We start from the raw sequence: 26,966 nt of genomic DNA on the forward strand, positions 1-26,966 counted from the left end.
CCTCGCGCCCCCGCTGTCTGTGAAGCCTGAGAGATTCCGGCGCCGCCCATCCCTGCTGGAATGCGAGGCGTCTTGCTCCGTCGGCGCACCCCCAGAACCGAAGTCCCTGGGTGACTTTCCAGCGTCCGAATGTCCTCGCGGTCCGTTTGCCTGAGCGTTTCCGGGGCGGTTGCGCCTTCGGCTCCGGGTCGGTTTTCACGCCGCCCGATCTCTCCCGCGAGAGCGAGGTGACCAAGGCCCCGACTCCGGCGCGAAGTCAAGCGTGGGCTTGTGAACCGGCTGTTGTCATCCCGGCCGTAGCGAAGCGAAGAGCCGGGACGGGAGGCTCCCATTAATCTTGCCCCGGAGAGCGCAGCTCATCCGGGGCAAGGCCCATCCACTATCCCTCGGCCCGGTTCAGCCGAGCGGCTGACCGGGCCGAAAATTACTATACGAACCCGTCCCGGATCAGCGCTCCTCGCTGTCCGGGATGACAAGATGCGCACCTTGGAACGGGGACTTCGATGTCGAGCATAAAATCTTACGCGCATCCCCAAAACACCACCACGCCTGACCCAGAGCCCGGTCCGGCCCTGTTTGCTAGCCTTGGTATCCCGCTGACGTACACTGCACGCCAGGTTCGCGGAGAGAGCGAGCAAACGGATTTTTCGTCCGTTTCGTCCGTTTCGTCAGGGTGTTTTTCGTCCGGACAGCCGGACGCAACGTCAGCCCGCGTAGGCGTCGATCTCGGCCAGAAGCTTCGCCTTGTCGGCCTCCGACAGGAACGACCCCTCGAAACTGTTCCGCGCCAGCTGCGTCACATGCTCGCGGCTTAGCCCCACGGCCTCCGCCAGCCTCGAATAGTTGGCGTTCACGTAACCGCCGAAATAGGCCGGATCGTCCGAGTTCAGCGTCACATGCAGGCCCCGGCGCAGCATCTCCGGCACAGGGTGATCCTTCAGGTCCTTCACGACGCAGAGCTTGAGGTTCGACAGGGGACAGACCGTCAGCGTCATCTGTTCGGCGGCCAGCCGCTGGATCAGACCCTCGTCCTCCATCGAGCGGTTGCCGTGGTCCATCCGGTCGATGTGCAGCAGGTCCAGCGCCTCGTGCACATAGGCGGGCGGCCCCTCCTCCCCGGCATGGGCGCACAGCTTAAGCCCCAGCTCGCGCGCGGCAGCGAAGACCCGGACGAATTTCGACGGCGGATGCCCGACCTCCGACGAATCCAGCCCGACCCCGATGAAGTGATGCAGATACGGCTTCGCCATCTCCAGCGTCGCGAAGGCCTCCTCCTCCGACAGATGCCGCAGGAAGCTCAGGATCAGACCCGAGGTGACGCCCAGTTCCGCCTTCGCCCGGTCCATCCCCGCGATCAGTCCCTCGACCACCACGCCGAAGGGCACTCCCCGGTCGGTATGGGTCTGGGGATCGAAGAAGATTTCCGCGTGCCGCACGTTATCCGCCGCCGCCCGCCGGAAATAGGCGAAGGCCAGATCCTCGAAATCCTTGCGCGTCAGCAGGACGTTCGCCCCGGCGTAATAAATGTCGAGGAAGTCCTGCAGGTTGGAGAAGTCATAGGCCGCCCGTACCGCCTCGACGCTGTCGAACGGGATCTGGACCCCGTTCCGCTGGGCCAGTTCGAACATCAGTTCGGGCTCGAGCGAGCCTTCGATGTGCAGGTGAAGTTCAGCCTTGGGCAGGCCGGCGATATAGGCGTCGAGGGACATGGGTCGCATCCGTTCTGGGTGCGGCAGTCTAACCTACATCCGGTCGGGGGTGTCGATTCCCAGCAGCCGCAGCGCGGTCTCCAGCTGACTCAGCGCCGCCCCGGCCAGGGCCAGTCGCGACGCGACCGTCTCCGGCTCCGACGCCGCCAGCACCGGGCAGGCGGCATAGAATTTGGAGAAGGACTGGGCCAGACGATAGGTGTGCTCGGCGATCAGATGCGGAGCCCGCTTGTCATAGGCGTCCGAGACGGCCTGATCGAAGGCGTCCAGCGTCAGCACCAGATCCCGCTCCGCCGGCTCACGGACGAAGATCGGTCCGGCCAGGACGCCTTGCGCCTCGGCCTTGCGGAGCAGGGATTTGATCCGCACCGACTGGTACAGCAGGTAGGGGCCGGTCTTGCCCTCGAAGCTCATGAAACGATCGAGGTCAAAGACGTAGCTGGTCGTTCGGCTGTTCGACAGGTCGGCGAATTTGAGAGCCGCCACGGCGACCTTGGACGCGGTCTCCTCGAACTCCGCTTCAGACAGGTCGGCGCCCAGATCGGCCTCCTTCAGCCGTTCGCGCGCCTTGTCCCGGGCCTGGGTGATCAGGTCGTGCAGCTTCAGCACGCCGCCCGCCCGGGTCTTGAAGGGCTTGCCGTCCGACCCGTTCATCGTGCCGTTGGCGGCGTGCTCCAGCTGACCCGGCGTGGCGTAGCCGACCTTGTAGGCGGCCCGGAATACCTGCTCGAAGTGGTCGCCCTGCCGCTGGTCCACGCAGTACAGGACCAGGTCGAAGTCGAACTGTTGTCGCCGGTCCAGGATCGTGGCCAGATCGGTCGTGCCATACATGGCCGAGCCTTCCGACGAGACCAGCAACAGCGGCGGCAACTCGCGCTTCTCGCCCTCCTCGGCCACCCGGATGATCCAGGCGCCCTGATCGAACTCGGCCAAACCGCGCGCCTTGATGTCGTCGACCATGGCCGGGATCAGGGGATCGGCGTCCGACTCCCCGTTCCACAGGTCGAAGGTGACGCCCAAGGCTCCGAACTCGCGTTCCAGCGCCGTCTTCGACACCGCCACGAAATGCCGCCACAGGGCGCGATAGCCCAGGCGGCCGCCCTGCAGTTCGGCCGTCGCCTTGCGGGCGCGGTCGCGATAATCGATGTCTTCCTTGGCCTTGGCGGCGGCCATCGGATAGAGCCGCTCCAGGTCGTCCAGCGTCACCGGGCTGTGATCCGGGAACGGGCCCTCGCCCTCCGCCAGGAAGGCATCGGCCTTGCCCTCGTCACCGACGGCCACGATCAGCAGCCCCATCTGGAAGCCCCAATCGCCGAAGTGGGCGTCGCCCCAGACCGTGTCACCCCGGAACCGGAACAGCCGCTTCAGGCTCTCGCCGATGATTGAGGAGCGCAGGTGCCCGACGTGCATCGGCTTTGCCACGTTCGGCCCGGCGTAGTCGATGACGACCTTGCGCGGTTCGGCGACCTTCGACGCGCCGGCCAGCGCCGCGTCATCAGCCACGCCCTGCGCTCGATGCGCCAGCGCCTCGTCGGAGAGCTTCAGATTGATGAAACCCGGTCCCGCCACCTCGACGCCCGACAGGCGTGGATCAGCGGCCAGGCGTTCAGCGACACGGCCGGCCAGCTCGCGCGGGTTGGCCTTCAACGCCTTGGCGGCCGCCAGAGCCCCGTTGGACTGGAAATCGGCCAGGTCGGGCCGGTCGGAAGCGGTGACGCGCGCAACGGACGCTTCCACGCCTTCGGCGGCGAAGGCGGCCGCAACCGCTTCGCCGAGGTCGGTTCTGAGATCGGTCATTGTGCGGGAGGGGTCGCCGCGGCCTGGCCGGCCGTCATGCGGAAACGGCTGCCGGTGCGGTTGAACTCGGCCATTTCGGGCGTGACGTCGAAGCCGATCAGGACCTCGAAATTGCCGCCGCTGGTCTCGGCCGTGGCGCGCGGGATGATGATCGACTGCTCTTCGGTCACCGAAGCCGTCGCGGCGCCTTCGAAGTTCACGGGAAGGTCGAAGTATTCCTTGGCCAGCACGGCCTCATTCCGTTCCGTGACCGCGATCCAGTAGCGATAGGTGCGCTGGTCGCCGTCGGCCTGCGGGCCCCGGCCGAGGTTGAACAGGATGTCCATCTGAACGGAAATCGGCTCGTCCGACTGATAGGCGCAGCCGGCGCTGACGCCTTCGATCTCGCCGGTGTAGCCGACGTTGGCCGCGGCCGCGCGGCCACCCTCCAGCTCCACGAACCGGGCGGCGTCATAGAGGATCTTCACGAACGGACACGGCCCGGCGTTGGGCACCGACCGCAGGGGGGCGATGCGCGGCGCACGGGTGCGTCCGCCGTTCTCTTCCTGCTGCTCCTGGGTGCTGCGGCCGCGTTCCGGGCGCTGGTCGGGATCGCGCGACTGGGCGGAGGCTGCTCCGGCTGAGGCGATGACCGACAGGGCGGCGAGGGCGACGGTCGCAAGACGCATTAGGAAATCCGGAAATCTGGCGCTGACGGAACGCGGTCAGGCTTCCCGCCTGATAGCGGCTAAAGCGAGGCGTCGCAAACCAATGAAGCCCGTCACGGTGGCGAGGCGCCGACGGAACGACTAGGTTTCGCCCATGGACGCCTTCTCCCCCTCTCCCGCCGCCGCTCTTCGGCCCCTGACGGTGCGTATGGCCACGCCGCGCGGCTTCTGCGCCGGCGTCGACCGGGCCATCCAGATCGTCGAGCGCGCCATCGAGAAGTTCGGCGCGCCCGTCTACGTCCGCCACGAGATCGTCCACAACAAGCATGTGGTCGACCGGCTGAAGAGCCTGGGCGCCGTCTTCGTCAAGGACCTGGACGAATGCCCCGACGATCGACCGGTCGTCTTCTCAGCCCATGGCGTGCCGAAATCGGTGCCGGCCACGGCCCGGGCGCGCGAACTGATGTTCCTGGACGCCACCTGCCCGCTGGTCTCGAAAGTCCACGTCGAGGCGGAACGCCACCACGCCAACGGGCGCCACATCATCCTGATCGGTCACGCCGGCCATCCGGAAGTCGTCGGCACGCTGGGCCAACTGCCGCAGGGCGCCATAAGCCTTGTCGAGACGGTGGAGGACGCCGAGGCCTTCCAGCGTCCGGGCGACCGGCCCCTGGCCTACGCCACCCAGACGACGCTCTCGCTGGACGACACCTCGGAAATCCTGCGGGTGCTCAAGCGTCGGTTCCCGGAACTGCCCGATCCGCACAAGGAAGACATCTGCTACGCCACCACCAACCGCCAGGAGGCCGTCAAGCAACTGGCCAATGGCTCGGAGCTCGTGCTCGTCGTCGGATCGAAGAACTCTTCCAACTCAGTGCGGCTGGTTGAGGTCGCCCTGCGCGCTGGAGCCGGCAACGCTCAGTTGATCGACGACGCCTCGCAGATCGACTGGAGCTGGCTCGACGGCGTCTCGACCGTCGGCGTGACGGCCGGCGCCTCTGCTCCCGAACCGCTGGTCCAGGCCGTGGTCCAGGCGCTGCAGGCCCGGTTTGATGTCACCCTCGCCGACGATCCGGGCGAGCAGGAAACCGTGACCTTCAAACTGCCCAGAGCTCTGACAGTTTGAGGCTGGTGCGGGCGGCCGGGGTCGAACCGGCATGACCTAGGTCGACGGATTTTAAGTCCGTTGCGTCTACCAGTTTCGCCACGCCCGCAATCCGGTCACTCCGCCGGGCGCAGAGCCCGGAAGTCAACGTCGGAATCCGCGACCAGCCAGACCAGGGCGGCCCAGGCGGCCACGTTCTGGCGCAGTTGCTCGGGATCGATCTTGTCCAGGGTGTCGTCAGCCGTGTGGTGCAGGTCGAAATAGCGCAGGCCGTCCTGCTTCAGCCCGAACACCGGCACGCCCGCCTCGACGATCGGGCCGATGTCGGCGCCACCCTCGGTCTCGGGCACGTTCGAGCGCAGCACGCCGATCGGATAGAGCACCCGGTTGGCGGCGTCGGCGAAGGCGCCGGTCTGGGCCCCGACGGGCAGTTGCAGCGCATAGACGCGGTCCGCGCCGAAGTCGCTCTCGCCGGTGAAGACGTGGTTGGCGATGTCTTGCGCCGACAGGCTGCGCAGATAGGCGCCGCCGCCATTGCCGGTGTCGGTCGGCTGAGCCACCTCTTCCGAGCCGTACAGGATCACGCGCACGGTACGCGCGGTGCGGCCCTGCTCGGCGATGGCCTTGGCCGCGGCGATGGTGATGGCCCCGCCCGCCCCGTCGTCGATGGCGCCGGTGCCCAGATCCCAGCTGTCCATGTGAGAGCCCAGGACGATGATTTCCTCGGGGCGCGACCGACCCGGCATGTCGCCGATCACGTTGTGCGATGTGGTCTCATAGGTATGGGCGGTCGACGACAGATGGATCCGCACAGGATCGCCGTAGGACACCAGCCGGCTCAACTGATCCGCGTCAGGTGCGCTGAGCGCGAAGCCCGGCAAGGGAACGACGCCGTTGACATAGCGGGTGGTGCCCGTGTGCGGCATGCGGTGCTCGTCCGACCCGGCGGACCGCATGATGAAGGCCAGGGCGCCCTTCTGTGCGGCCACGCTCGGGCCTGCACCGCGGATCCGGGTCAGGGGGCCGTAGCCGGCGCCCGACTGCATGGCGACCATCTGGCCAGCGTCGACATAGGCGATCTTGCCGGCGAGCGAGCCGTCCGGGACGGACTGCAGGTCTTCCAGCGAGGCGAAGCGCACGACTTCGGCCTCGATGCCGCCGACCGGGGTGCCGGGCGAATGGCCCAGGGCGGCGACGACCAGTCGCTGCGGGTTGGCGCCGACGATCGAAGCGCTCTCCTGTCCCCGCTCCCAGCCAACCAAGGGGAAGGCCTGGATATGGACGTTCTTGAAGCCCTGTTCGCGCATATAGCCGGCGGCCCATTCGGCCGCAGCGGTTTCGGAGGCCGAACCCGCCGGACGCGGTCCGAACCGGGTCGTCAGCTGGGTGACGTAATCCATGGCGACGGTGTCGGTCAGGGCGGCGTCGCGGACGCTGATCGCGGCGCGGATCGTGGCTGCGTCCTGCGCCATGGCCGGGCCCGCGATCGCGGCCCCGAGGCTGAGAACCGACACGGCGGCGAGCGCCGAACGACGAACGGAAACGAACATGCCGAAACTCCAGATCACGGTTGGCCGGGACACTAGGGCCTGATCCCGGAAAGTGTGAGTGGTTTTACGATCGGATTCGGCCCCGACGAAATCCCCTATGCGACTCCGAAAAAGAGACTCGACAGAGTCTACAGAGTCGCGCCCTCCCTGGCCGGGAGCGGATCAGTCCCGTCAAGGAACGCCCATGCAGATGGGCCTGGACGGCGTCCCGCGCAAGACGCTACAGAGAATAAATTCTTAAGCTGGAGCGTCCTAGCCGACCTGGGCCAGTTGTGGCTCCAGAACCACCTCGCGCCAGGCGTGGGGGGCGGCCAGCAGGGCGCGGACCAGCAGGTTGTTGACCGCATGACCGGCCTTGTAGCCTTCGTAGCGGCCCAGCAAGGGCGCTCCCATGACATAGAGGTCGCCGATCGCGTCCAGCGCCTTGTGACGCACGAACTCGCGCTCCATGCGCAGGCCGCCGGGGTTCAGTATGTCGTCGCCGTCGATGACGACCGCGTTCTCCAGCGAACCGCCGCGCGCCAGACCGGCCTGACGCAGGGCCTCGACCTCATGGGCGAAGCCGAAGGTGCGTGCGGCCATGATCTCATTGCGGAAGGTCTGTTCGTCGACGACGAAATCGACAACCTGGTTGCCGATCAGGAGGTTGTCGAAATCGATCTCGAACCGCATCTCGTAGCGGTCGCAGGGATAGAGGGCCGCATGTTTGTCGCCGTCCGTGACGTGGATCGGCTCCAGGATCTCGATGTAGCGGACCGGGGCCTCCTGGCGACGGAAGCCCGCGCGGTCCAGCAACTGGACGAACGGCAGGGCCGAACCGTCCAGGATCGGCAGTTCGGGCCCGTCGACCTCGACGATCACGTTGGAGACGCCCAGGGCGCAGAAGGCGGCCATCAGGTGTTCGATGGTCGACAGCTGAACCCCGGCCGCGTTCTCGATCATGGTGTTCAGCCGCGCATCGACCACGGCGTCGCCGGACACGACGATACGATTGTCACGATCCGTGACATCCATGCGGACGAAGACAATGCCCGTTCCGGTGGGCGCCGGACGAATGGCCAGGCGAACCCGCTGCCCGGTGTGAACACCCACGCCCGCACAGATGGCGGGGGCGATCAGCGTCCGTTCGCGATGATCGGGGCGTGGCGGCAAGGTTTAATCCACTGGACGCCCGGCGCGCGGAAGCACGCATGAGCGGAAGATCGATCCCTAACCGCAGCGCAGCAAGGCGAAAACCAAAGTCGGGTTTCGAATTGTTTCCGCCGCCTTAACCTTGACCGGAACGCAGAACGCCCCGGGTTTCCCCGGGGCGTTCAAAGGGGTCGTGCGCCGGATCAGTTGGCCAGACGACGCAGGAACGACGGGATTTCAAGATCATCCTCGGCGGCCGCGATTTCGGCTTCCGGCAGAGGCTGGGCGGTCTGACGCATCTGGGGCTGGGCGCGCGATGCGCTGGCCGCCGGGGCGTAGGCGGTCTGGGCGCGAGGCTTCTTGCCGAACAGGCTCCAGCCGGACTTGCGATGATCGCGGTCGTCGTAGACCGGCTCGTTGTAGTCGGCGGGCTGCGGGGCAGCAGGCGCGCGGTCCATGTACAGGTCGCCCTGGTCAGCCTGGGCGGTGGCGGCGGGCTGACGGCCATGGTCGGATTCGAAGGCCTCGACCCACGGATCGACGATCGGCGTCAGGGTGCGCTCTTCAGCGACGTGAATGACGGGCTCAGGCGCACGCGCGACGGGCTCGGGCATCTGGAAGGTCGGGACGACGGGCTCGGGCTCAGGCGCACGATAGGTTTCGGCGCGGACCGGCTCGCGACGGACGGGCTCACGCGCACGGGGCGCCTCGGCGACCGGAGCCGCATGACGCGGATCATGGAAAACGGTCTGGCGCGTTGTGGCCGGCTCGATCTTGGCGGTGGCGACCTCGTCCATGCCGGTGGCCACGACCGAGACGCGGATCTTGCCGTCCAGGGCCGGATCGAAGGCCGCGCCGAAGATGATGTTGGCGTCACCGTCCACCTCAGCCGAGATGGCGTTGGCGGCCTCGTCGACTTCCAGCAGGGTCATGTCGAGACCGCCGGTGATGTTCACCAGCACGGCCTTGGCGCCCTTCAGCGACGTCTCGTCCAGCAGCGGGTTGGCGATGGCGTTCTGGGCGGCCAGCAGGGCGCGGTCGTCGCCGGAGGCCTCTCCGGTGCCCATCATCGCCTTGCCCATCTCGGACATGACGGCGCGCACATCGGCGAAGTCGAGATTGATCAGGCCCGGCAGGATCATCAGGTCGGTGATCGAACGGACGCCCGAGTGCAGCACCTGGTCGGCCATGGCGAAGGCGTCGGCGAAGGTCGTCCGCTCATTGGCGACGCGGAACAGGTTCTGGTTCGGAATGACGATCAGGGTGTCGACATAGCGCTGCAGCTCCGCGATTCCCGCCTCGGCCAGACGCATGCGGTGACGGCCTTCGAAGGTGAAGGGCTTGGTCACGACGCCGACGGTCAGGATGCCGCGATCGCGGGCGCATTTGGCGATGATCGGCGCCGCACCGGTTCCGGTGCCGCCACCCATGCCCGCGGTGATGAAGATCATGTGCGCGCCCTCGAGGTGCGCATGGATCTCGTCGGCGGACTCCTCGGCGGCGTTCATACCGACTTCGGGATGGGCGCCGGCGCCCAGGCCTTGCGTGATGGTCTCACCCAACTGGATGCGGCGGTCGGTCTTGGCGAATGACAGATGCTGGGCATCGGTGTTGGCCACGACGAACTCGACCCCTTCGAGGCCGGCGTCGATCATGTTGTTGACCGCGTTGCCGCCTGCGCCGCCGACGCCGAAGACGACGATCCGGGGCTTCAGTTCCGTGGCCGAGGGCCGCACCAGCGAGAGAGACATATCCAAACCGACCTTTTTTCCGACCCTGCCCCTTGAACGTCCAATGCGAAGTCCCCGCCGGTTCGCATTGGTTATGAGCGCTTTAAGGATCGCTCACCGTCGTTAAGAGAAGGTTACCGGATAGCGTGAGTCGGACGACCGGCCAGCCCTGTCCCCAAGCGTGACGGCAAAAATCCAGCTTTTGGCCAAAAGAAAGGGCGACCCGAGGGCCGCCCTTTCCGTTTTGGTTCTGACCGAACCCCTTACCAGGGGCGGTAGTTCAGGCTGACCGAGAAGCGACGGCCGTAGGGGTCGAAGTTCGAGTACAGCGTCGCGCCCAGCCAGCGGGCCTGTTCGGCGTCGAAGGCGTTGGTCACAGCGGCGCGGACCGTCAGATCGTCACGGACCTTGTAGCTGGCCGAGAAGTCGTGGCGGGTGAAGTTGCCCGAGTTCAGGTAGGCGGGATCCCGCGAGTCGGCGTTGGCGATGAAGTTGCGCGGCAGGACGATGTCCTGAGCGGTCTGCCAGTCCATGGTCCAGCCGAGCGTCAGGGACTCGATCGGACGATAGTTCAGCTGCGAGGTCAGACGAACCTTCGGATAGAACAGCGTGCTTTCCAGAGCCGTGAAGTCGGCCGGGTTGTCGATGTTGTTGAAGTTCTTCTGTTCGATCAGCCAGGAACCGTTCAGGGCGTAGTTGAACACACCCCAGTTGTGGCCGAGCATTTCGTCGGTGTCGAAGCGGTAGTTGGCCGTGAAGTCCAGACCGCGGACGGTGCGCTTGGCGTAGTTGATCGAGCTCTGGATGAAGTCGACCAGCAGGAAGCGATCGTCGCGCGGCGTGACCGGATCGTTCACGCCCGTACGGGTCAGGGTGGCGCAGGCGTTGTTGTTCAGGGTCGGGCCGCTGACGCAGTTGTTGGCGGCCGTGCCTGCCGAAACGGCGGCGATGACGTTGTCGATCTGGATCTCGTAGTAGTCGAGGACGATCGACAGGTTCGGCGCGAAGTTGGGCGTCAGAACGGTCGAGAAGGTGAAGGATTCCGACTCTTCCGGCTTCAGCAGCGGGTTGCCGCCGTTGCGGCCGGCGACGCTCGAACCGTAGTCAGGACGGTAGGCGTTCGGGGCCGTCGGATCCACGAAGTTGAACGTGAGGCCGAACTGCGCCGCCAAGGTGGCGCAGTTGGCGACGCGGTTGTTGCGGATTGCGGTGTCCGTAACCGCCTGGATGTTCGCCGTGGCGCAGGGGTCAGTGAACAGCAGGAAGGTCTGGGTGAACGGTGCGTAGGCTTCGCCCAGGCTCGGAGCGCGAACCGAGGTGTTCAGGCTGGTCTTGAAGGCCAGTTCTTCCGTCGGACGATAGACCAGGTTGACGCCATAGACGTCGCTCTTGCCGAAGTTCGAGAAGTCCGACGTGCGGTACGAACCCGACAGCTCGGCATAGTCGCCCAGCCAGGTGTCGCGGAACAGCGGGATCGAAAGTTCGCCGAAGAACTCGTTGACGTCGTACTCGGCGGCCAGGAAGTCAGCACCACCGTTCAGTTGGGCGTAGGTCGTGCCCAGCGAGGCCGAACGACCGCCGCCTTCCGTCGATTCCTTACGATATTCGGCGCCGAGGGCGATGCCGATCGGGCCAGCGCCCCAGAAGTCCCACAGCTGGGCGGCGACCGACGCCAGGGCGTCATGCTGCTCGTTCTTCTGGTCGAACTGCAGGCCGGCGCGGACGTAGTTGAGGGCGGCTTCCGACTGGTTGCCCAGGCCGAACACGTTGATCGGCACGCACTGGGCGACGTCCGGCGAGGCCGAGGTCAGCGTTCCACCGACGTTCGGGTTGCGGTTCGTCACTGTGCCGCCGCCTGCGGTCAGGGCCTGCACGCGGCAGACGATCTGCCCGGCCGAGTTACGCACCGCATCCATGGCGTAGGAGAAGCGGGCGATGTTGAGGCCGTTCTCTTCGTTGTGGTTGTCGGCACGGCCGTAGGTATAGCCGATATCCCAGTCGACGTTCTTGAAGATCGAGATGTCACCGGCATTGCCGTTCAGACCCAGGACGTAGCGCTGCAGCTGACGTTCGTTGTGCTGCGGGCGATCCACCAGCCAGGCGCTGTAGCGAGCGAACGGAGCAGCGGCGGTGCCGATGACGGCTCCGGGAGCGGTCGCGGTCGCGGGACCATAGATGGTGACCCGGTTGGCCAGGATCGCATCGCGCAGATTGGTCGGCAGGAAGGCGTTGTCGGTCTGGGTGGTATAGGCCGAGGTGCTCAGGATCTGCTGGGAGTTCAGTCGCGAGGCCTGGTCGTTGATGAAGATGTCGCCGAACGAATAGCCGGTCGCCAGGTCGGTCGTCTCATCGACGTACTTGGCTTCAGCGTACAGGTTGATGTCGGGCGTGATGGCGAAGTTGGCCCCGGCCTGGAAGCGGGCGCTTTCCGACTGCGGCAGGGTGGAGTCAACGTTGAAGATGGTGTTCGGGTTTTCGCCGTCGCCGCCGACGTTGACGGTGCGGTTGGTGCCGGTCAGGGCGACCCAGTCGCCGAAGTTGGCGGTGCGGGCGGTCGTGCCGTTGAAGACGTAGGTCTGGCCAGGAGCCACGCTGAAGCAGGAGCCGGTCGTAGTCGACGCGCCGGTGCAGCTCGCGATCGGAACGTTGTTCGGGTTGTTCAGAGCGCTCGGCTGGTAGTTGTTGGCCAGGGTGACCTGACCCCAGCGCAGCAGCTGCAGGCCGCGACGATCGCGGTACAGCTCGGCATCGCGGACGCCGTCATACGGCGTGGCGGCCGGATCGGCGTCGCGACCGACCAGGCCCCAGCCTTCAGCCAGCCAGTCAATGTCCCCGGACAGAACTTCGTCCAGCTTCTCGTACTCGCCGTAGGCGTAGACGTTCAGACGGTCGTCGAAGAGGTTTTTCCCGGCCAGCACCGAGATGCGCTGCGCATCCTGGCCGCCGTCGTTGATCTGGGCCCAGCGGCCGTCGATTTCCAGGCCTTCGAAGTCCTTGCGCAGGACGAAGTTCAGCACGCCGGAGACGGCGTCGGCGCCGTAGACCGACGAGGCGCCGCCCGTGACGATCTCGACCGACTCGATTAGCAGGCGGGGAATGGTGTCGACGTCGACAGCCAGCGAGCCCTGCGGCGAACCGACGTGGCGACGACCGTCAACCAGGGTCAGGGTCCGGCCGGAGCCGAGCGAGCGCAGGTTCGGCAGCGACAGGCCACCCGCGTTCAGCGATCCGACGGTATCGGACGGAACCTGCGAGTTGGACAGCGCCGGGATGGTGGCGAGGTAGTCGATGACCGTGTTCTGACCGGTGGTCAGCAGGGTCTCGCGGGTCACCTGGATCAGCGGGGTCGGGGCGGTGGTCGGATCGCGACGGATACGCGAACCCGTGACGATGACTTCTTCGACCTGGACGGACTCTTCGTCCTGGGCCGACTGGGTCGACTGAGCGAACGCCGGCGCGGACAGCGTCAGGACGCCAGCGAGGATGGTGGTTCCGAAGAGATACTTGCGTGTGGATAGCATGGTGCTTGGCCCCGATGACTGAATGACGCGCGGCAGACCTCTGCGAGTCTGACCGTTCAGGGGTGTTGCTAGTCAGAGAATGGCGCTGCGGCAACCATTGGGGCTCGACTGCGGCAAACGGAACTCGGATTTGTTACACTTCAGACACACCAAGGACACAGAGGGTTTGAAGCCTGAATCCCCTACAGGTTGTCGCGCAACCAGCCGGCCGCCCGGGCCACGAGATTTCCGCCCTGAACGCGCGGGGCGTCGGCAGCGGTAATCTGGCGCGACATCAGCTTTCTGGCGGAAACAGCCTCGCGAGGACCATAGGCGGCGCGCAACAGGACGCCGGCCGCCGAGCAGAAGGCCGGGCCCGCCGCCGAGTCGGCCAGGTGAGGCGCTCGCTGGGGACGGCCGAGCCTGACAGGACGGTCGAAAACGCGAATAGCGAGCTCCCGCACGCCGTTCAGCTGACTGCCTCCGCCCGCAAGCACGAGACCCGCGCCCGGTTCAAGGCCGACGCCGGCGTTCCTCAGCCGGTCGCGCAGCAGTTCGAGGGTCTCTTCAACACGCGGCGCGATCACCGTCTTCAGCATGGCCCGTGGCACGATGACCGGGCCAGACCCGGCGTCCTCGCCGCGCGGCGGGGCTTCGAGCATCTCGCGGTCCTCGTTGGCGCTGGCCATGGCCGAGCCGTGCAGGGTCTTCAGTCGCTCGGCGCCCGCCCTGGACGTCGACAGGCCGCGCGCAATGTCGGCCGTGACATGATCGCCGCCGACATTCAGTGATTCGATGTGCAGCAAGGACCTGCCGCCCCACACGGCAGCGGAGGTCGAACCGCCGCCCATGTCGATGCAGACGCAGCCGAGATCCATCTCGTCCTCTTCCAGCGAGGCGAGCGAGGAGACCACCGGCGCGGCGGCGACGCCCTGCAGGTCGAGGTGCGCCAGTTCCAGACAGTGGCTCAAGGACGCGAAGGCCCCCTCCGCCATCGACACGACCAGCAGGTCAAGGCCCAGCGAATGCCCGCGCATGGCGCGCGGGTCGTGGACTCCGCGTGCGCCGTCCACCGACCAGGCGATGGGCAGGACGTGGATCGGCCTCCGGTTAGGCAGGCGTATCTGGGCCAGGGCCATGCCGATGGCCCTGGCCAGGTCGGCGTCTCCGACCGGATTGGCGCCGAGAGAGACACGGGCCTGCACCCGATGACTGGCCATCTGGCCGATGGCCGTGGTGACGATGACGCCCGAGACGGGCGCGCCGGCCGTGCGCTCGGCGCGTTCGACTGCGTGGCCGATGGCCTGTGCGGCTTCGTCCATGTTGACGATGGCCCCGCCGCGCACACCCTTGGACTGGACGTGGCTGGCCCCGGCGACGCGGATGGTCCGGTCGGCGTGACGCACGCCGTCCGGCTTCATGATGAAGCAGGCGACCTTGGACTGGCCCAGATCAAGCGCAGCGACCACGGGCGCGCGCGCCGCCGCACGGCCGTCGTTTCTGGCCGCCTCCGTCGTCGGATCCGCCTTCTTGCCCGCCATAATGCCTGCCGCCCTACTCGAAACTGTGTGTTGTTAGACGCCGGCGCCCGGCCGGACCGCGACCTGGCCCTCGGTTCGGAGGTCGATGCGGGAAAAGCCCAGCTCCAGCAGCCGCTCGCGCTGGTCCAGGGCGTCGAGCTGGATCAGGGCCGCCTCCTGTTTGACGGCCGGCAACTGGATGATGCCGCCGTCCTTCAGTCGCAGGTCCCAGCGGCGCTCGTCGACACGCACCAGGGCGTCGATCCGGCTCATCAGCCGTGGACGTTGCGTCAGCAGAGGCAGGATGTCGCCCGCCGCCTTGTCCGCTCCGACGCCGACGACCAGCGGCAAGCCCGGATAGCGTCCGGCGTCGGCGCCCGGAATGGCGCGGCCCTCGCCGTCAATGACGAAGACGCGCCCGCCGGTCTGCCACACGGCCAGGCGGTCATGTTCCTTGACCTCGACGATCAAGGTGTCGGGCAACAGCCGCACCACGCGCGCCTCCTTGACCCAGCCGACGGCCTCGATGCTGGCCTGCAGCGCATCGAGATCCAGGCTGGTGATCGGCTGGCCTGCCTCGACGTTCAGCGCGCGTTGGATCGCGGGGGTCGCCTCGGCCGAGGCGCCGGTGATGTGCACCCGGCGGAGCTTCAACCCCATGCCGGTGGTGATCTGGTCCATGCCGTGGGTGACCGACTGGCCGATGCGCTCGGCCCGGGCGCCGGTGGCCAGCACCAGGGCCAGAACGCCGAATCCCGCACAGATCGAGAGAACGACGGCGCGCGGGGTCAGATCCAGCTTGCCCAGCGCGGCCATCTTGCCGGGAACGCCGCCGGCGTTGCGAGGCGCGCCCCCGCGCGAGCGCCCGCCCTGCCCTTTCGGACCCCCGCTTCGCTTGGGCGCAGGCGCGACATTCGCGCGCCGACCGCCGCGAACTACCGCGGGCATGAGGCGTCCTCCACCATCCACCGGACCAGATCTTGATAACTCATCCCGACGTAGGCGGCCTGCTCCGGAACCAGAGAGGTCGGCGTCATGCCGGGCTGGGTATTGACCTCCAGAAGGACCAGTTCGTCCTTAACATCGTCATAACGGAAGTCGGTCCGCGACACGCCCCGACACCCCAGTGCGGCATGCGCCTGCTCGGATTCCCGAAGAGCCGCCTCGAAAACATGAGCAGGGAGATCGGCTGGAAGCTTGTGGATGGATCCGCCCGGCGCGTATTTGGCCTCGTAGTCGTAGAAGCCTTTCACCGGGGTGATGTCGGTGACGGTCAGCGCACGCGGGCCGGTCGCCTCGCCGATCACGGCGACGGCCAGTTCCTTGCCCGGAATGTAGGGCTCGACCATCACCATCTCGCCATAGGTCCAGTCGTCGGCCCCGACCTCGGTCTGCGGGCCGTTCGCCCCGGCGAGCACCAGATAGACGCCGACCGAAGACCCCTCGGCATTGGGCTTGATGATGTAAGGGGGCTCGATCACGTGGCGACGCGCAACCTCGCGCCGGTCGAACAGCCCGCCGCCCGGCACCTTGACCCCTGCCGCGCCCAGCACGGCCTTGGTCTTGTCCTTGTCCATCGTCAGGGCCGAGGCCAGGACGCCGGAGTGGCTGTAAGGAATCTGCAGCGTCTCGAGGATGCCCTGGACGCAGCCGTCCTCGCCCCATTCGCCATGCAGCGCATTCAGGACGACGTCGGGCTTCAGATCGGCCAGCACCTGGGCCAGATCGCGGCCGGCGTCGATGCGGGTGACGCGGGCCGCCTGCCCTTCCAGGGCCTTGGCGCACTGCTCGCCCGAGGACAGTGATACGTCCCGTTCCGAGGACAGTCCGCCCATCAGGACGGCGACGTGCAGTTCTGACAGGGCTTGGGACATACGTGCTTTTCTAGCGCGGGGTTATGACGGGCGGCCGATCCTCTTGATCTCCCATTCAAGGTTTACGCCGAGTTTACTTTGAACCTCGGCGCGGACGATTTCGCCCAGTCCCTCGATATCGGCTGCCGTGGCCTCGCCCGGATTGATCATGAAATTGGAGTGGAGCTCGCTGAACATGGCGCCGCCGCCCGTGACGGCATGGAGCTTTCCGCGCCAGCCGGCCTCGTCGACCAGTTTCCACGAGGAATGGCCGAGCGGGTTCTTGAAGGTGGAGCCGCCGGTCTTTTCCCGGATCGGCTGGGTCTGTTCGCGGCGAGAGGTGATCTCCGCGATCCGCGCGGCGACCGCCTCCGGCGCGCCAGGCGTGCCGCGATAGACCGCCTCGATCCAGATGATGTCGGCGGGCGCCTCGGAGTGGCGGTAGGTGTAGCCAAAATCGGCCAGGGCGTAGTCGACCCGCCGCCCCGACCGCGTCAGACCCCAGGCGGAGACGAGGATGTCCTTTGTTTCCGACCCGTAGCAGCCGGCGTTCATGGTCAGGGCCCCGCCGATCGTACCGGGGATGCCGGCATAGAACTCCAGACCGGCGAGCCCGGCCCTGGCCGAGGCCTTGGCGACCATCGCGTCCAGGGCGCCGGCGCCGGCCGTGATTGTCTCGCCCTCGGTCGTGATCCCGGCGAACGGACGCCCCGCGAGACGGATGACCACGCCCTCGACCCCGCCGTCGCGCACGATGACGTTCGAACCCACGCCGAGGACGGTCACGGGCACCGCCGGATCTATCGCCTTCAGGAAATCACTCAGGTCATCGGCATCGGCCGGGATGAACAGCACATCCGCCGCCCCGCCGACCCGGAACCAGGTGAACGGCCCGAGCGGTTCGTCGCGCAGCAGCTTGCCACGAACGGGAGGAAGGGTGTCACGCCAGGTCATCTTCTATTCCGCTCATCCCCGCGGAAGCGGGGACCCAGTGCTTTGGAAGACGGCTTTATGATTGTCCCGCGGCGCTTGTCCAACGCCATGCCGTGCGAAAGGACTGGGTCCCCGCTTCCGCGGGGATGAGCGGGGGTTACGTGGCCAGCGCTTCCAGCTGCGCCGGCAACGCGTAGGCCCAGGCCGTGATGTCGCCGGCCCCCAGCAGCACGACGACATCGCCCGCCTTTGCCTCCTCGGCGATCACGCGTGGCAAGACGGCGGCGTTCTCCAGCGCCGAGACCCGCAGGTGGCCGTAGCGACGGATGCCGTCCACCAGCGCCTGTTTGTCCACGCCCTCGATCGGCGCCTCGCCCGCAGCATAGACGTCGGCGACGATGACGCTGTCGGCATCCGAGAAGCTGGTCGAGAACTCGTCCATCAGGTCGCGCAGCCGGGTGAAGCGGTGCGGCTGGACCACGGCGATGACGCGTCCCTCGGCGACCTGGCGGGCGGCTTTCAGGACCGCGGCGATCTCGACAGGGTGATGCCCGTAGTCATCAACGATGCGGACGCCGCCCACCACGCCGGTGGTGGTGAAGCGTCGCTTCACGCCCGCGAACGCCGCGAGACCTGACCGGATCGCGTCATCCGAGACGTCCAGCTCCCGCGCCACGGCGATGGCAGCCAGGGCATTGGCGACATTGTGCCAGCCGGCCATTGGCAGGTGCAGGCCGGTGATCCGCACCGGCTCCTCCAGCGCGGCCTGGCCACGCCCCTGGATCAGGACGTCGAAGCGGCAGCCGTCCGGGCTCATCTGGCAGTTGTCGGCGCGGACCATGGCCTGGGGGTTCATGCCGTAGGTCACGATCCGGCGGTTATCGATCTGGGCGACCAGCCGCTGGACCTCGGGGTGGTCGAGACAGACGGCGGCGAAGCCGTAGAAGGGGATGTTCTCGACGAAGTCGCAGAACGCCTTCCGCACCGCGTCGAAGTCGCCGTAATGGTCCAGGTGCTCCGGATCGATGTTGGTGACGATGGCCACCGTGGATTTCAGGCGGAGGAAGCTGCCGTCCGACTCGTCCGCCTCGACCACGATCCAGTCGCCGTCGCCGACCTTGGCGTTGGTGCCATAGGCGTTGATGATGCCGCCATTGACCACCGTCGGGTCCAGCCCGGCCGCGTCCAGCAGGGCCGCGACCATGGAGGTCGTCGTCGTCTTGCCGTGGGTGCCGCCCACCGCGATCGAGAACTGCAGCCGCATCAGCTCGGCCAGCATCTCGGCCCGGCGGACCAGGGGGATGCGACGCTCGCGCGCGATCATCATCTCCGGGTTGGTCGCCTTGACCGCCGTCGAATAGACGACCGCGGAGACGCCCTCGCCGACATGAGCGGCGTCATGGCCGATGAAAATCTTCGCGCCCAGGGCCGCCAGCCGCTCCGTGTTGGCCGACGACCTGGCGTCCGAGCCCTGCACCGAATAGCCGATCTTGAGCATGATCTCGGCGATCCCGCTCATGCCGATCCCGCCTATGCCCACGAAATGCACGGGGCCGAGGTCGAAGGGTATGGGGCGAAGGCGAGCGATCATCCCTGCGTCATAGCGACGGCTTTTCGGGAATGCACGAGTGTGACGGAATCAACTCCGCCTTAACCGTAAGGATTCACTAGTTCAGGCTCCACTCCCCGGGAGCGTATCCGTGACTGACCTGAAGACCGACATTATCCACCGGGGCGACTGTATCGAGATCCTGCGGTCCCTGCCCGACAAGTCCGTCGACATGGTCTTCGCCGACCCGCCCTACAATCTTCAGTTGGGCGGCGACCTGCTGCGACCCGACAACTCCAAGGTCGATGCGGTCGATGACGACTGGGACAAGTTCGACAGCTTCGCCGCCTACGACTCCTTCTGCCGTGACTGGCTGAAGGAATGCCGCCGCGTCCTGAAGGACGAGGGCTCGATCTGGGTGATCGGCAGCTATCACAATGTCTTCCGCCTGGGCTCGGCGATCCAGGACCTCGGGTTCTGGGTGCTGAACGACATCATCTGGCGCAAGACCAACCCGATGCCGAACTTCAAGGGCACGCGTTTCACCAACGCCCACGAAACCCTGATCTGGGCCGCCAAGAGCCGCGAGCAGAAGCGCTATACCTTCAACTACGACGCGCTGAAGGCCTTCAACGAAGACACCCAGATGCGGTCCGACTGGACCTTCGCCCTGTGCACCGGCGAGGAGCGGATCAAGGGCGAGGACGGCAAGAAGGCGCATCCGACCCAGAAGCCCGAGGCCCTGTTGCACCGGGTGATCCTGGCCGCGACCCGGCCCGGCGACGTGATCCTGGACCCCTTCTTCGGCACGGGAACCACCGGCGCGGCCGCCAAGCGGCTGGGCCGTCACTACATCGGCATCGAACGCGATCCCGAATACGCCAAAGTCGCCGAGACGCGGATCAAGGCGGTCATCCCGGCCCGGCCGGAGGACCTCGTGGTCACGGGCTCCAAACGCGCCGAGGTCAAGGTTCCGTTCGGCGCCCTGGTCGAGGCCGGCCTGCTGTCGCCGGGCGATGTCCTCTATTGCCCCAAGGGCGAGCGCGAGGCTCGCGTCCGCGCCGACGGGTCGCTGGTGTCGGGCGCGATGACAGGGTCGATCCACAAGCTGGGGGCCCTGTTCGAGAACGCGCCGGCCTGCAACGGCTGGACCTATTGGCGCTTCCGCACCGACACGGGCCTGCGCTCCATCGACGCCCTGCGCGCCGAGGTTCGGGCGGGGATGCAATAAGCCTCGACCAGGTCCTTCATCGGCTTGAGGCGGATCGCAGAAGTGTCGGAAAGCGCACCTTGGGTCCGCACTAACGCACCGCAATCCTTGCTGAAATTCTTCGTTCCTCAGGGAACTGCGCCGTTGCGATATCATTGATGTCTACGGCCCGGCTGAGCGGGTCGGAGTAAGCCATCATGAAGATCGCCCAGGTCACTCCGCTTTACGAGGCCGTCCCTCCCAAGCTGTACGGAGGCACCGAACGGGTCGTCGCCCACCTGACCGACGCCCTGGTCGATCTGGGCCATGAGGTGACCCTGTTCGCATCGGCAGAGGCCCAGACCAGGGCCAGGCTGGTGCCTGTCCGGGACCAGGCGATCCGGCTGGATCCGGCGCCGCTCAAGTCCGATCTGGCCTCGCACATGAGTATGCTGTCGGAGGTCCTGCGGCGCGCGGACGACTTCGACGTCATCCATTTCCACACCGACATGATCCATTTTCCGTTCTTCGAGCGGATCGCGAACAAGACCCTGACCACCCTTCACGGGCGGCTCGACATGAAGGACCTGCCCGAGGTCTATGAGCGCTGGCCGCAGTTCGGTCTGGTCTCGATCTCGGACGATCAGCGTCGCCCCCTGGCCTTCGCCAACTGGAAGGCGACCGTTCACCATGGCATGCCGGCCGAGCAATATGTCTTCTCGCCAAAGTCGAAGGGCTACCTCGCCTTCCTCGGCCGTATCTCGCCCGAGAAGCGGCCCGACCGGGCCATCGAGATCGCGACGAAGCTGGGCAAGCGGCTGAAGATGGCGGCCAAGGTCGATGCGGCGGACAAGATCTACTTCGAGACGAAGATCAAACCGATGATCGACGGCAACCCGTTGATCGAGTTCATCGGCGAGATCGGCGATCACCAGAAGTCGGAGTTCCTGGGCGGCGCCGAGGCCCTGCTGTTCCCGATCGACTGGCCCGAGCCCTTCGGCCTGGTAATGATCGAGGCCATGGCCTGCGGTACGCCCGTCGTCGCCTTCCGCTGCGGCTCGACGACCGAGGTGATCGAGGACGGGGCGACCGGTTTCCTGGTCGATACGCTGGAGCAGGCGGTGGCGGCGGCGGACAGGGCCTCGCTTCTGGACCGTGAAGCCGTGAGGACCCGGTTCGAGTTGCGGTTCTCGGCCACGGCGATGGCGCGGCGGTATCTGGACGTCTATGGCGACCTGCTTGCGAAGAAGCCCTATGCCGAGACGATCCTCGATGACGTGGTGGTTCCGCTGCACGAAGACCGGAGCTTTGCCGTTTCCGCCTGAACCTAATCGCGCCCCGGCCATTTTCCCTTCGCATTCGCACATCAGTCTGGTGACGGGCGGCGGCGCGAGCGAGGTTCCATGGACGACGGCTATTCGGTTCAGCAGACGGCCGCGGAAAGCGCGGAGACAGGCGGGCTGGATACGCTCCAGGCGCTGAAGGATGCCGACACCTTCCTGGTGGCCGACAACTGGGGCGACCTGAAAGGCGGGGCCGACGGCCTGTTCGATCATGACACGCGGATCCTGTCCCGGTTCGTGATGACGGTCGGGCTGGCGAGGCCGTCACGGCTGAGTTCAGGCGTCAGCCGGGACAACGTTTTTTTCACCGCCCACACGACCAACCGGCCCCTGCCGCCGATGGGCGGGCGGTCGGCGCCGGCGGGGGTACTGCATATCGAGCGGCGGCGCTTCGTCTGGGATCGGCGGATGTTCGAGCGGGTCCGGATGGTCAACCACGGCGTGGAGGATGTCCTGCTGCCCCTGGCCTTCGAGTTCGGGGCGGACTTCGCCGATATCTTCCAGGTGCGCGGGACGCTCCGGGAAAAGCGCGGGACGGGCGAGGCGCCGACGACGGACGGGCGACGGGTCACCTTCCGCTACACCGGGCTGGACGCGGTGGTGAGGACCAGTTGCCTCGCCTTCTCCGAACCGCCCGCCCGGCTGACCGGGTCGCGGGCCGAGTTCATGTTCAGCCTGCCCATGGGCAAGGCGCTGGACCTTTACATCGAGTGCGGGCCCGAGATGTGCCTGACGCCTGACGCGCCGCGGTGGCGGGAAAACGCCGTGCAGGCCCGGCTGGCGATGCGGCACCGGCGGCGGCGGGGAGCCTCGCTGAGGGGGCCGCGCAGTCCGCGCTTCAACCAGTGGCTGGACCAGTCGCGGGCCGATATCGCCCTGCTGACCACCGACCTGCCGACCGGCCCCTACCCCTATGCCGGGACGCCGTGGTTCTCGACGCCGTTCGGGCGGGACGGGATCATCTCGGCCTGGCAGATGCTGTGGCTCGATCCGTCGCTGGCCAAGGGAGTCCTGACCTATCTGGCTGCGCGACAGGCGACCGAGGTCTCGCCCTTCCAGGACAGCCAGCCCGGCAAGATCATGCACGAGACCCGGGGCGGTGAGATGAGCGCGCTCGGGGAGGTGCCCTTCGGCCTCTATTACGGCGGGGTCGACACCACCTGTCTGTTCGTCGCCTTGGCCGGAGCGTACTTCCGGCGGACCGGGGACGTCGACCTGATCCAGAGCCTGTGGCCCAATCTGATCGCCGCGACCGAGTGGATGCGGGACTATGGCGACTCCAATGGCGACGGGCTGATCGACTATGCCCGGGCGGCCGGGACGGGGCTGTCCAATCAGGGCTGGAAGGACTCCGAGGACTCCATCTTCCATGCCGACGGGCGGTTTCCGAAGGGGCCGATCGCCCTGCTGGAGGTTCAGGGCTACGCCTTCGCGGCCTGGCGGGCGATGGCCGATCTGGGTGTCCTGATCGGCGACGGCCGCGCCATGGTCTGGGACAACCGGGCCGACGAGATCCGGCTGCTGGTCGAGGAGCGGTTCTGGATGGAGGACCAGCAGTTCTATGCCATCGCGCTCGATGGCGAGGGGAACCCCTGCGAGGCCATCGGGTCGAACGCCGGCCATCTGATGTTCACCGGCCTGCCGTCTCCGGCGCGGGCCGCGGCGGTGACGAAGCGGCTGCTGGGCGCGGAGTTCCGCTCCGGCTGGGGCCTGCGGACGCTGGCGAAGGGGCAGGCGCGATTCAATCCGATGAGCTATCACAACGGCTCGGTCTGGCCGCACGACACCTCGCTGGGGGTCGCCGGCATGGCCCGCTACGGCGAGAGGGACGCGGTCGGGATGATCCTGGGCGAGATCTACGCCGCCGCCAGCCATTTCCAGATGCGCCTGCCGGAGCTGTTCTGCGGCTTCGAGCGGGAGCCGGGCGAGGGACCGATCGCCTATCCGGTCGCCTGTCTGCCCCAGGCCTGGGCGGCAGGGTCGGTGTTCCTGATGCTGCAGGCCTCGCTGGGGGTGTCGATTGACGCCCTGACGAAGACCGTCACCATCGATGCCCCGGCCCTGCCCGCCGGGATCGAGCGGCTGACCGTCAGCCGGCTCCAGGTCGGCGACGCCACGGTCGACCTGGCCTTCGAGCGGCTGGGCGACCAGGTGGCGGTCGTGCCGAGGAACCGGATCGGCGAGGTCAGGATCGTGACGACGCGCTGAGGGCCGCCCTTCATGCACCTCCGGCACCCGAGAGTCTGGCGTTGCCGGCCCGAGGACAAACCGAGGCCGGGGTTCGAATCACGGAAGCTGCAAGCGGGGATTACGCAATCATTTGCTGACCTTACCAGCGAGTCTTCCATCTGGACCCCGGCCTTCGCCGGGGTGCACGGTTGAAAAATGGACTCCAAAAAACAGAGTCCAAAGAGTCCAATCCGCCCAGATCGTCGCGAGACTCCAAAAAATAGACTCGACAGACTCGACAGAGTCGCGCCGCGCGACCCGCCCGATCGGTTGTCAAAGACCAGACTGAGGACGTGGGCAGCGAGCTCATCGACCGCAAGAGGCACGGGTGAATAAATTCCTCTATTCGGTTCAGTTGACACCAATCCTTGTCATCCCGGAAGTCGCGCCGACGACTAACCGGGACGAAAAGACGTCTGCTCCACCCTCCCGGAAGACGCGAAGCGGCTGTCCGGGAGACGGCAAATAGCGGTCGGGCTTTCTCCCGGACAATCGCTGGCGATTTCCGGGAGTCCGACACTCAGCCTCCAGCGCCCCGGCTCTCCGCTTCGCTGCGGCCGGGATGACAAGCGTCCGGAAAGCTGAAGTCGATTGAATCTAGGGTGCAGTCATCGCCAGGCCTCGCTCGAGCGCCTTGCGGAAAACCGTCGGCAGGGCGGCCAGCGCCTCGGCTTCGGGCGTCCAGAGGAAATCGCCCTGCCCCTGCGCCACGCGCACCGACAGCGTCAGGGAAAAGTGGGTGAAGACGTGTTCGACAGCGCCCGCCTCTTTCCAGATCAGAGCGGGCCAGTCGGCGGCGACGGGTGCAGTGGCGTCGGGGGCCGTGTCGGTCCAGTCGCTGGTCGGCAGGCCGACCATGCCGCCGAGGAGACCCTTGTCCGGGCGGCGGACGAGGGCGATGCGGCCCCCGTCGTCGCGGAGGACCCAGGCGACGCCCTGACGATGCGGTCGGGCGGCCTTCTTCGTCTTGACCGGATAGTGTTCGGGCTCGCCGGTGACGCGGCCGGCGCAGAAGGCGGCGATGGGGCACATCAGGCACAGCGGCGACTTCGGGCGGCAGATGCCGGAGCCGAGGTCCATCAGGGCCTGGGCCCAATCCCCGGGGCGGTCATCGACGACCAACGTGGCGGCGAGGCGTTTCAGCTCCGGCCGCGCGGCGGGGACCGGCGTCTCGACCGCGAACAACCGGGCGACGACGCGCTCGACATTGCCGTCCACGACATTGGCGGGCCGGTCGAAGGCGATCGCGGCGACGGCGGCGGCGGTATAGGCGCCCACCCCCGGCAGGGCCAGCAGCGCCGCCTCGGTGTCGGGAAAGACGCCGCCGTGATCGTTGGCCACGGCGCGGGCGCAGGCCAGCAGGTTGCGGGCGCGGGCGTAGTAGCCGAGCCCCGCCCAGGCGGCCATCAGGTCTGAATCCTCCACCGACGCCAGATCGTTGACGGTCGGCCAGCGCGCGGTGAACCGCTCGAAATACGGTGTGGCGTGGGGGACGGTGGTCTGCTGCAGCATCACCTCGGACAGCCAGACGCGATAAGGGTCGGTGCGTTCGGCCGCGCCCGGGGGGCTGCGCCACGGCAGGGTGCGCGCATCGGCGTCGTACCAGCCGAGGAGGGCGGCGCGGAGGGTGGCGATGTCGGCGGGAGGCATTATCAGATCTCTTACCCTCTCCCTCCCCCTCGGGGGAGGGTCGTCGCAAAGCGACGGGGTGGGGACGGTCGGCGACGCGGATTCAGGTCTGTGAGGTCTTGCCTTGCCGCCCCCACCCGGTCTCCGCTTCGCTTCGACCACCCTCCCCCGAGGGGGAGGGAGAAGACAGTGAATGCGGCCCTCAAATGCGCTACTCTCACCGAATGGCGCGCGATCTGCCCACAGACGCTGAGACCCGCGAGATCCTGTCGCGGCGACGGACCCGGCCCATGCCGCGCCCGACGCCTCCGGCCGGTCGGGCCTTGGCGCCGCTGATCCGCGAACTGGACGAGAAGTTCGGGCGCGGCGCCGGGGCGCTGGAGCCGCGCTGGCGCGAGATCGTCGGCGACCAGCTGGCCCGCGTCACCAGGCCGCAGAAGCTGACCAAGGGCAGGGCCGGAACCGGCGGGACGCTGGAGCTGCGCGTCGCGGGCCCGGCGGCCCTGCTGGTCCAGCACCAGTCGGCCGACATCCTGGCGCGGGTGAACCTGTTTCTCGGCCCCGGCGAGGTGGACAAGCTGCGCATCGCCCAGGGGCCGGTGAAACCCCTGCCCCAGATCGCCGCCTCGACCCGAGGGGCGCGGCGCCGGATCGACCCGCTGGATGCGGCGGCGGAGGCGGAGCTGGCCAAGTCGGTCGAGGCCGCGCCGGATGGGCTGAAGGCGGCGCTGGCGAACCTGGGGCGGGCCGTGCTGTCAGATGCGGCGAAGGGGCGCGGGCGGTAGGGGGCGCGTGAGCCTGTTGAGGCCGGTGGGCGTCCGCTTCTGGCAGCGGAGCGAATGTGAGCCCACCACCGGTGCATGAATGTCCGGTTCTGGCGCGGAGCCGACAGGATCAAGCGTGCCGGCCAGTTTTCGCTGCCGCGCCAGCTCACTCGCCACTGTCAGCAGCTGTCGCCTGGTCGACGGGTCTTACCGGTTCAGACCAGCAGATCGGCCAGGGCCGCCAACTCATCGTAGATTGCGTCGCCCGTACGACTCTGGGCGTTCCGCCAACTGGTTGCCGTCGTTGGGTTCACCAGAACTCCGTCGCCTGTAAGCACCAGCACATTCGGCAGACCCGGTAACTCCTGAATGCCGAACCGAGAGGCGATGCCCAGATTATGTCCGTCACCGCTTCCTGGCATGCCGATGTTCACGAAGACCAGTTCGTACTTGCGTTCGATCAGTTCGGCGAAGCGATCGGTCGCCAGCCAACCCGCGAGGGCGCGGCTGTCGCTGCACCAGTTGGCTCCCATCACCAACAGGACCCGTTTGCCCGACTGCCTGGCCCGCGCCAACGCAGCGTCCACGTCGGCCGACGCGTTCTCGCTCACGTGGTAGGAGCGGGCTTCTGGCTTGGGCGCAGTCGCCGGCGCCGGCGCGGACGCGCAAGCCGCCACGGCCAACGCCGCCGAGACGATCAGCGTAACTCGTTTCACTGGGCAATCTCCTGTGGACGGCGCGTTCAGCGGTGATCGGTCACGCGATGTCGCCGTGCAGAAGCCCCGCTT

General features: G+C 67.1%; 19 protein-coding genes, 1 tRNA gene and 2 riboswitches. Of the genes, 5 read left to right on the top strand and 15 right to left on the bottom strand.

The window, feature by feature from the left end; translation table 11 throughout:
• Window positions 1–11 precede the first annotated feature (11 nt).
• A riboswitch (glycine riboswitch) is annotated at window positions 12–124 on the bottom strand.
• A gap of 4 nt (window positions 125–128) precedes the next feature.
• Window positions 129–227: riboswitch (glycine riboswitch) on the bottom strand.
• 477 nt (window positions 228–704) lie between these two features.
• Genes ACP7AB_RS11630 through ACP7AB_RS11640 form a run of 3 tightly spaced genes read right to left on the bottom strand, consistent with a single transcriptional unit; the run spans window position 705 to window position 4,174 of the window.
• Window positions 705–1,718, bottom strand: a complete 1,014-nt coding sequence (locus tag ACP7AB_RS11630) for an adenosine deaminase (RefSeq protein WP_425991267.1) — start codon at window positions 1,716–1,718, stop codon at window positions 705–707.
• 24 nt (window positions 1,719–1,742) lie between these two features.
• Complete coding sequence (gene argS, locus ACP7AB_RS11635; RefSeq protein WP_425991269.1) at window positions 1,743–3,506, bottom strand: arginine--tRNA ligase; 1,764 nt, start codon at window positions 3,504–3,506, stop codon at window positions 1,743–1,745.
• Entirely contained in the window at window positions 3,503–4,174 is a 672-nt protein-coding gene (locus tag ACP7AB_RS11640) for a Tat pathway signal sequence domain protein (protein ID WP_426046144.1), read from the bottom strand. Before ACP7AB_RS11640 ends, argS begins: the two co-directional genes overlap by 4 nt.
• A gap of 133 nt (window positions 4,175–4,307) precedes the next feature.
• Between ACP7AB_RS11640 and ispH the strand changes: the two genes are divergently transcribed.
• Window positions 4,308–5,279 (top strand): 4-hydroxy-3-methylbut-2-enyl diphosphate reductase, encoded by a 972-nt coding sequence (gene ispH, locus ACP7AB_RS11645; RefSeq protein WP_425991272.1) that lies wholly within the window; start codon window positions 4,308–4,310, stop codon window positions 5,277–5,279.
• 3 nt (window positions 5,280–5,282) lie between these two features.
• Here the strand turns inward: ispH and ACP7AB_RS11650 are convergent.
• From ACP7AB_RS11650 to murC, 10 genes are all read right to left on the bottom strand, one after another.
• Window positions 5,283–5,367: transfer RNA gene (locus ACP7AB_RS11650), tRNA-Leu, on the bottom strand.
• A gap of 7 nt (window positions 5,368–5,374) precedes the next feature.
• Window positions 5,375–6,808, bottom strand: coding sequence for a M20/M25/M40 family metallo-hydrolase (locus ACP7AB_RS11655; RefSeq protein ID WP_425991274.1), 1,434 nt, complete (start codon window positions 6,806–6,808; stop codon window positions 5,375–5,377).
• Window positions 6,809–7,060: 252 nt separating this feature from the next.
• Window positions 7,061–7,960 carry a UDP-3-O-acyl-N-acetylglucosamine deacetylase gene (gene lpxC, locus ACP7AB_RS11660; RefSeq protein ID WP_425991276.1) on the bottom strand — a complete coding sequence of 300 codons (900 nt, stop codon included), beginning with the start codon at window positions 7,958–7,960 and terminating at the stop codon, window positions 7,061–7,063.
• 182 nt (window positions 7,961–8,142) lie between these two features.
• Window positions 8,143–9,690, bottom strand: a complete 1,548-nt coding sequence (gene ftsZ, locus ACP7AB_RS11665) for a cell division protein FtsZ (protein WP_425991278.1) — start codon at window positions 9,688–9,690, stop codon at window positions 8,143–8,145.
• A 242-nt stretch (window positions 9,691–9,932) separates the two neighbouring features.
• A complete protein-coding gene (locus tag ACP7AB_RS11670; protein WP_425991280.1) occupies window positions 9,933–13,190 on the bottom strand; it encodes a TonB-dependent receptor domain-containing protein in 3,258 nt (1,085 codons plus the stop codon).
• A 182-nt stretch (window positions 13,191–13,372) separates the two neighbouring features.
• Complete coding sequence (gene ftsA, locus ACP7AB_RS11675) at window positions 13,373–14,710, bottom strand: cell division protein FtsA (RefSeq protein WP_425991282.1); 1,338 nt, start codon at window positions 14,708–14,710, stop codon at window positions 13,373–13,375.
• Between the two features lie 33 nt (window positions 14,711–14,743).
• On the bottom strand, window positions 14,744–15,637 hold the full coding sequence (locus ACP7AB_RS11680) for a cell division protein FtsQ/DivIB (RefSeq protein WP_425991283.1): 894 nt from the start codon (window positions 15,635–15,637) through the stop codon (window positions 14,744–14,746).
• Window positions 15,625–16,563 carry a D-alanine--D-alanine ligase gene (locus ACP7AB_RS11685; protein WP_425991285.1) on the bottom strand — a complete coding sequence of 313 codons (939 nt, stop codon included), beginning with the start codon at window positions 16,561–16,563 and terminating at the stop codon, window positions 15,625–15,627. The genes ACP7AB_RS11680 and ACP7AB_RS11685 overlap by 13 nt, the downstream gene beginning before the upstream one ends.
• 21 nt (window positions 16,564–16,584) lie before the next feature.
• Window positions 16,585–17,496 (bottom strand): UDP-N-acetylmuramate dehydrogenase, encoded by a 912-nt coding sequence (gene murB / locus ACP7AB_RS11690; RefSeq protein WP_425991287.1) that lies wholly within the window; start codon window positions 17,494–17,496, stop codon window positions 16,585–16,587.
• A 136-nt stretch (window positions 17,497–17,632) separates the two neighbouring features.
• On the bottom strand, window positions 17,633–19,066 hold the full coding sequence (gene murC, locus ACP7AB_RS11695; RefSeq protein ID WP_425991289.1) for a UDP-N-acetylmuramate--L-alanine ligase: 1,434 nt from the start codon (window positions 19,064–19,066) through the stop codon (window positions 17,633–17,635).
• Between the two features lie 109 nt (window positions 19,067–19,175).
• Between murC and ACP7AB_RS11700 the strand changes: the two genes are divergently transcribed.
• The 3 genes from ACP7AB_RS11700 (at window position 19,176) to ACP7AB_RS11710 (ending at window position 23,764) form a co-directional block, all read left to right on the top strand.
• Window positions 19,176–20,255, top strand: coding sequence for a site-specific DNA-methyltransferase (locus tag ACP7AB_RS11700; RefSeq protein WP_425991291.1), 1,080 nt, complete (start codon window positions 19,176–19,178; stop codon window positions 20,253–20,255).
• 176 nt (window positions 20,256–20,431) lie between these two features.
• Window positions 20,432–21,538 (top strand): glycosyltransferase family 4 protein, encoded by a 1,107-nt coding sequence (locus ACP7AB_RS11705; protein ID WP_425991293.1) that lies wholly within the window; start codon window positions 20,432–20,434, stop codon window positions 21,536–21,538.
• 78 nt (window positions 21,539–21,616) lie between these two features.
• Window positions 21,617–23,764: a glycogen debranching N-terminal domain-containing protein gene (locus ACP7AB_RS11710; protein ID WP_425991295.1), complete on the top strand. Its 2,148-nt coding sequence runs from the start codon at window positions 21,617–21,619 to the stop codon at window positions 23,762–23,764.
• Between the two features lie 618 nt (window positions 23,765–24,382).
• Here ACP7AB_RS11710 and mutY read toward each other — a convergent pair.
• Window positions 24,383–25,435: an A/G-specific adenine glycosylase gene (gene mutY / locus ACP7AB_RS11715; protein ID WP_425991297.1), complete on the bottom strand. Its 1,053-nt coding sequence runs from the start codon at window positions 25,433–25,435 to the stop codon at window positions 24,383–24,385.
• 203 nt (window positions 25,436–25,638) lie between these two features.
• Between mutY and ACP7AB_RS11720 the strand changes: the two genes are divergently transcribed.
• Window positions 25,639–26,199: a DUF721 domain-containing protein gene (locus ACP7AB_RS11720; protein WP_425991450.1), complete on the top strand. Its 561-nt coding sequence runs from the start codon at window positions 25,639–25,641 to the stop codon at window positions 26,197–26,199.
• Window positions 26,200–26,393: 194 nt separating this feature from the next.
• Here the strand turns inward: ACP7AB_RS11720 and ACP7AB_RS11725 are convergent, their stop codons facing one another.
• Window positions 26,394–26,894: a thioredoxin family protein gene (locus ACP7AB_RS11725; protein ID WP_425991299.1), complete on the bottom strand. Its 501-nt coding sequence runs from the start codon at window positions 26,892–26,894 to the stop codon at window positions 26,394–26,396.
• Window positions 26,895–26,966: the final 72 nt, after the last annotated feature.

Origin of the sequence: Brevundimonas sp. TWP3-1-2b1, assembly GCF_049896165.1 — a bacterium.
GTDB classification, from domain to species: Bacteria; Pseudomonadota; Alphaproteobacteria; order Caulobacterales; family Caulobacteraceae; genus Brevundimonas; species Brevundimonas subvibrioides_B.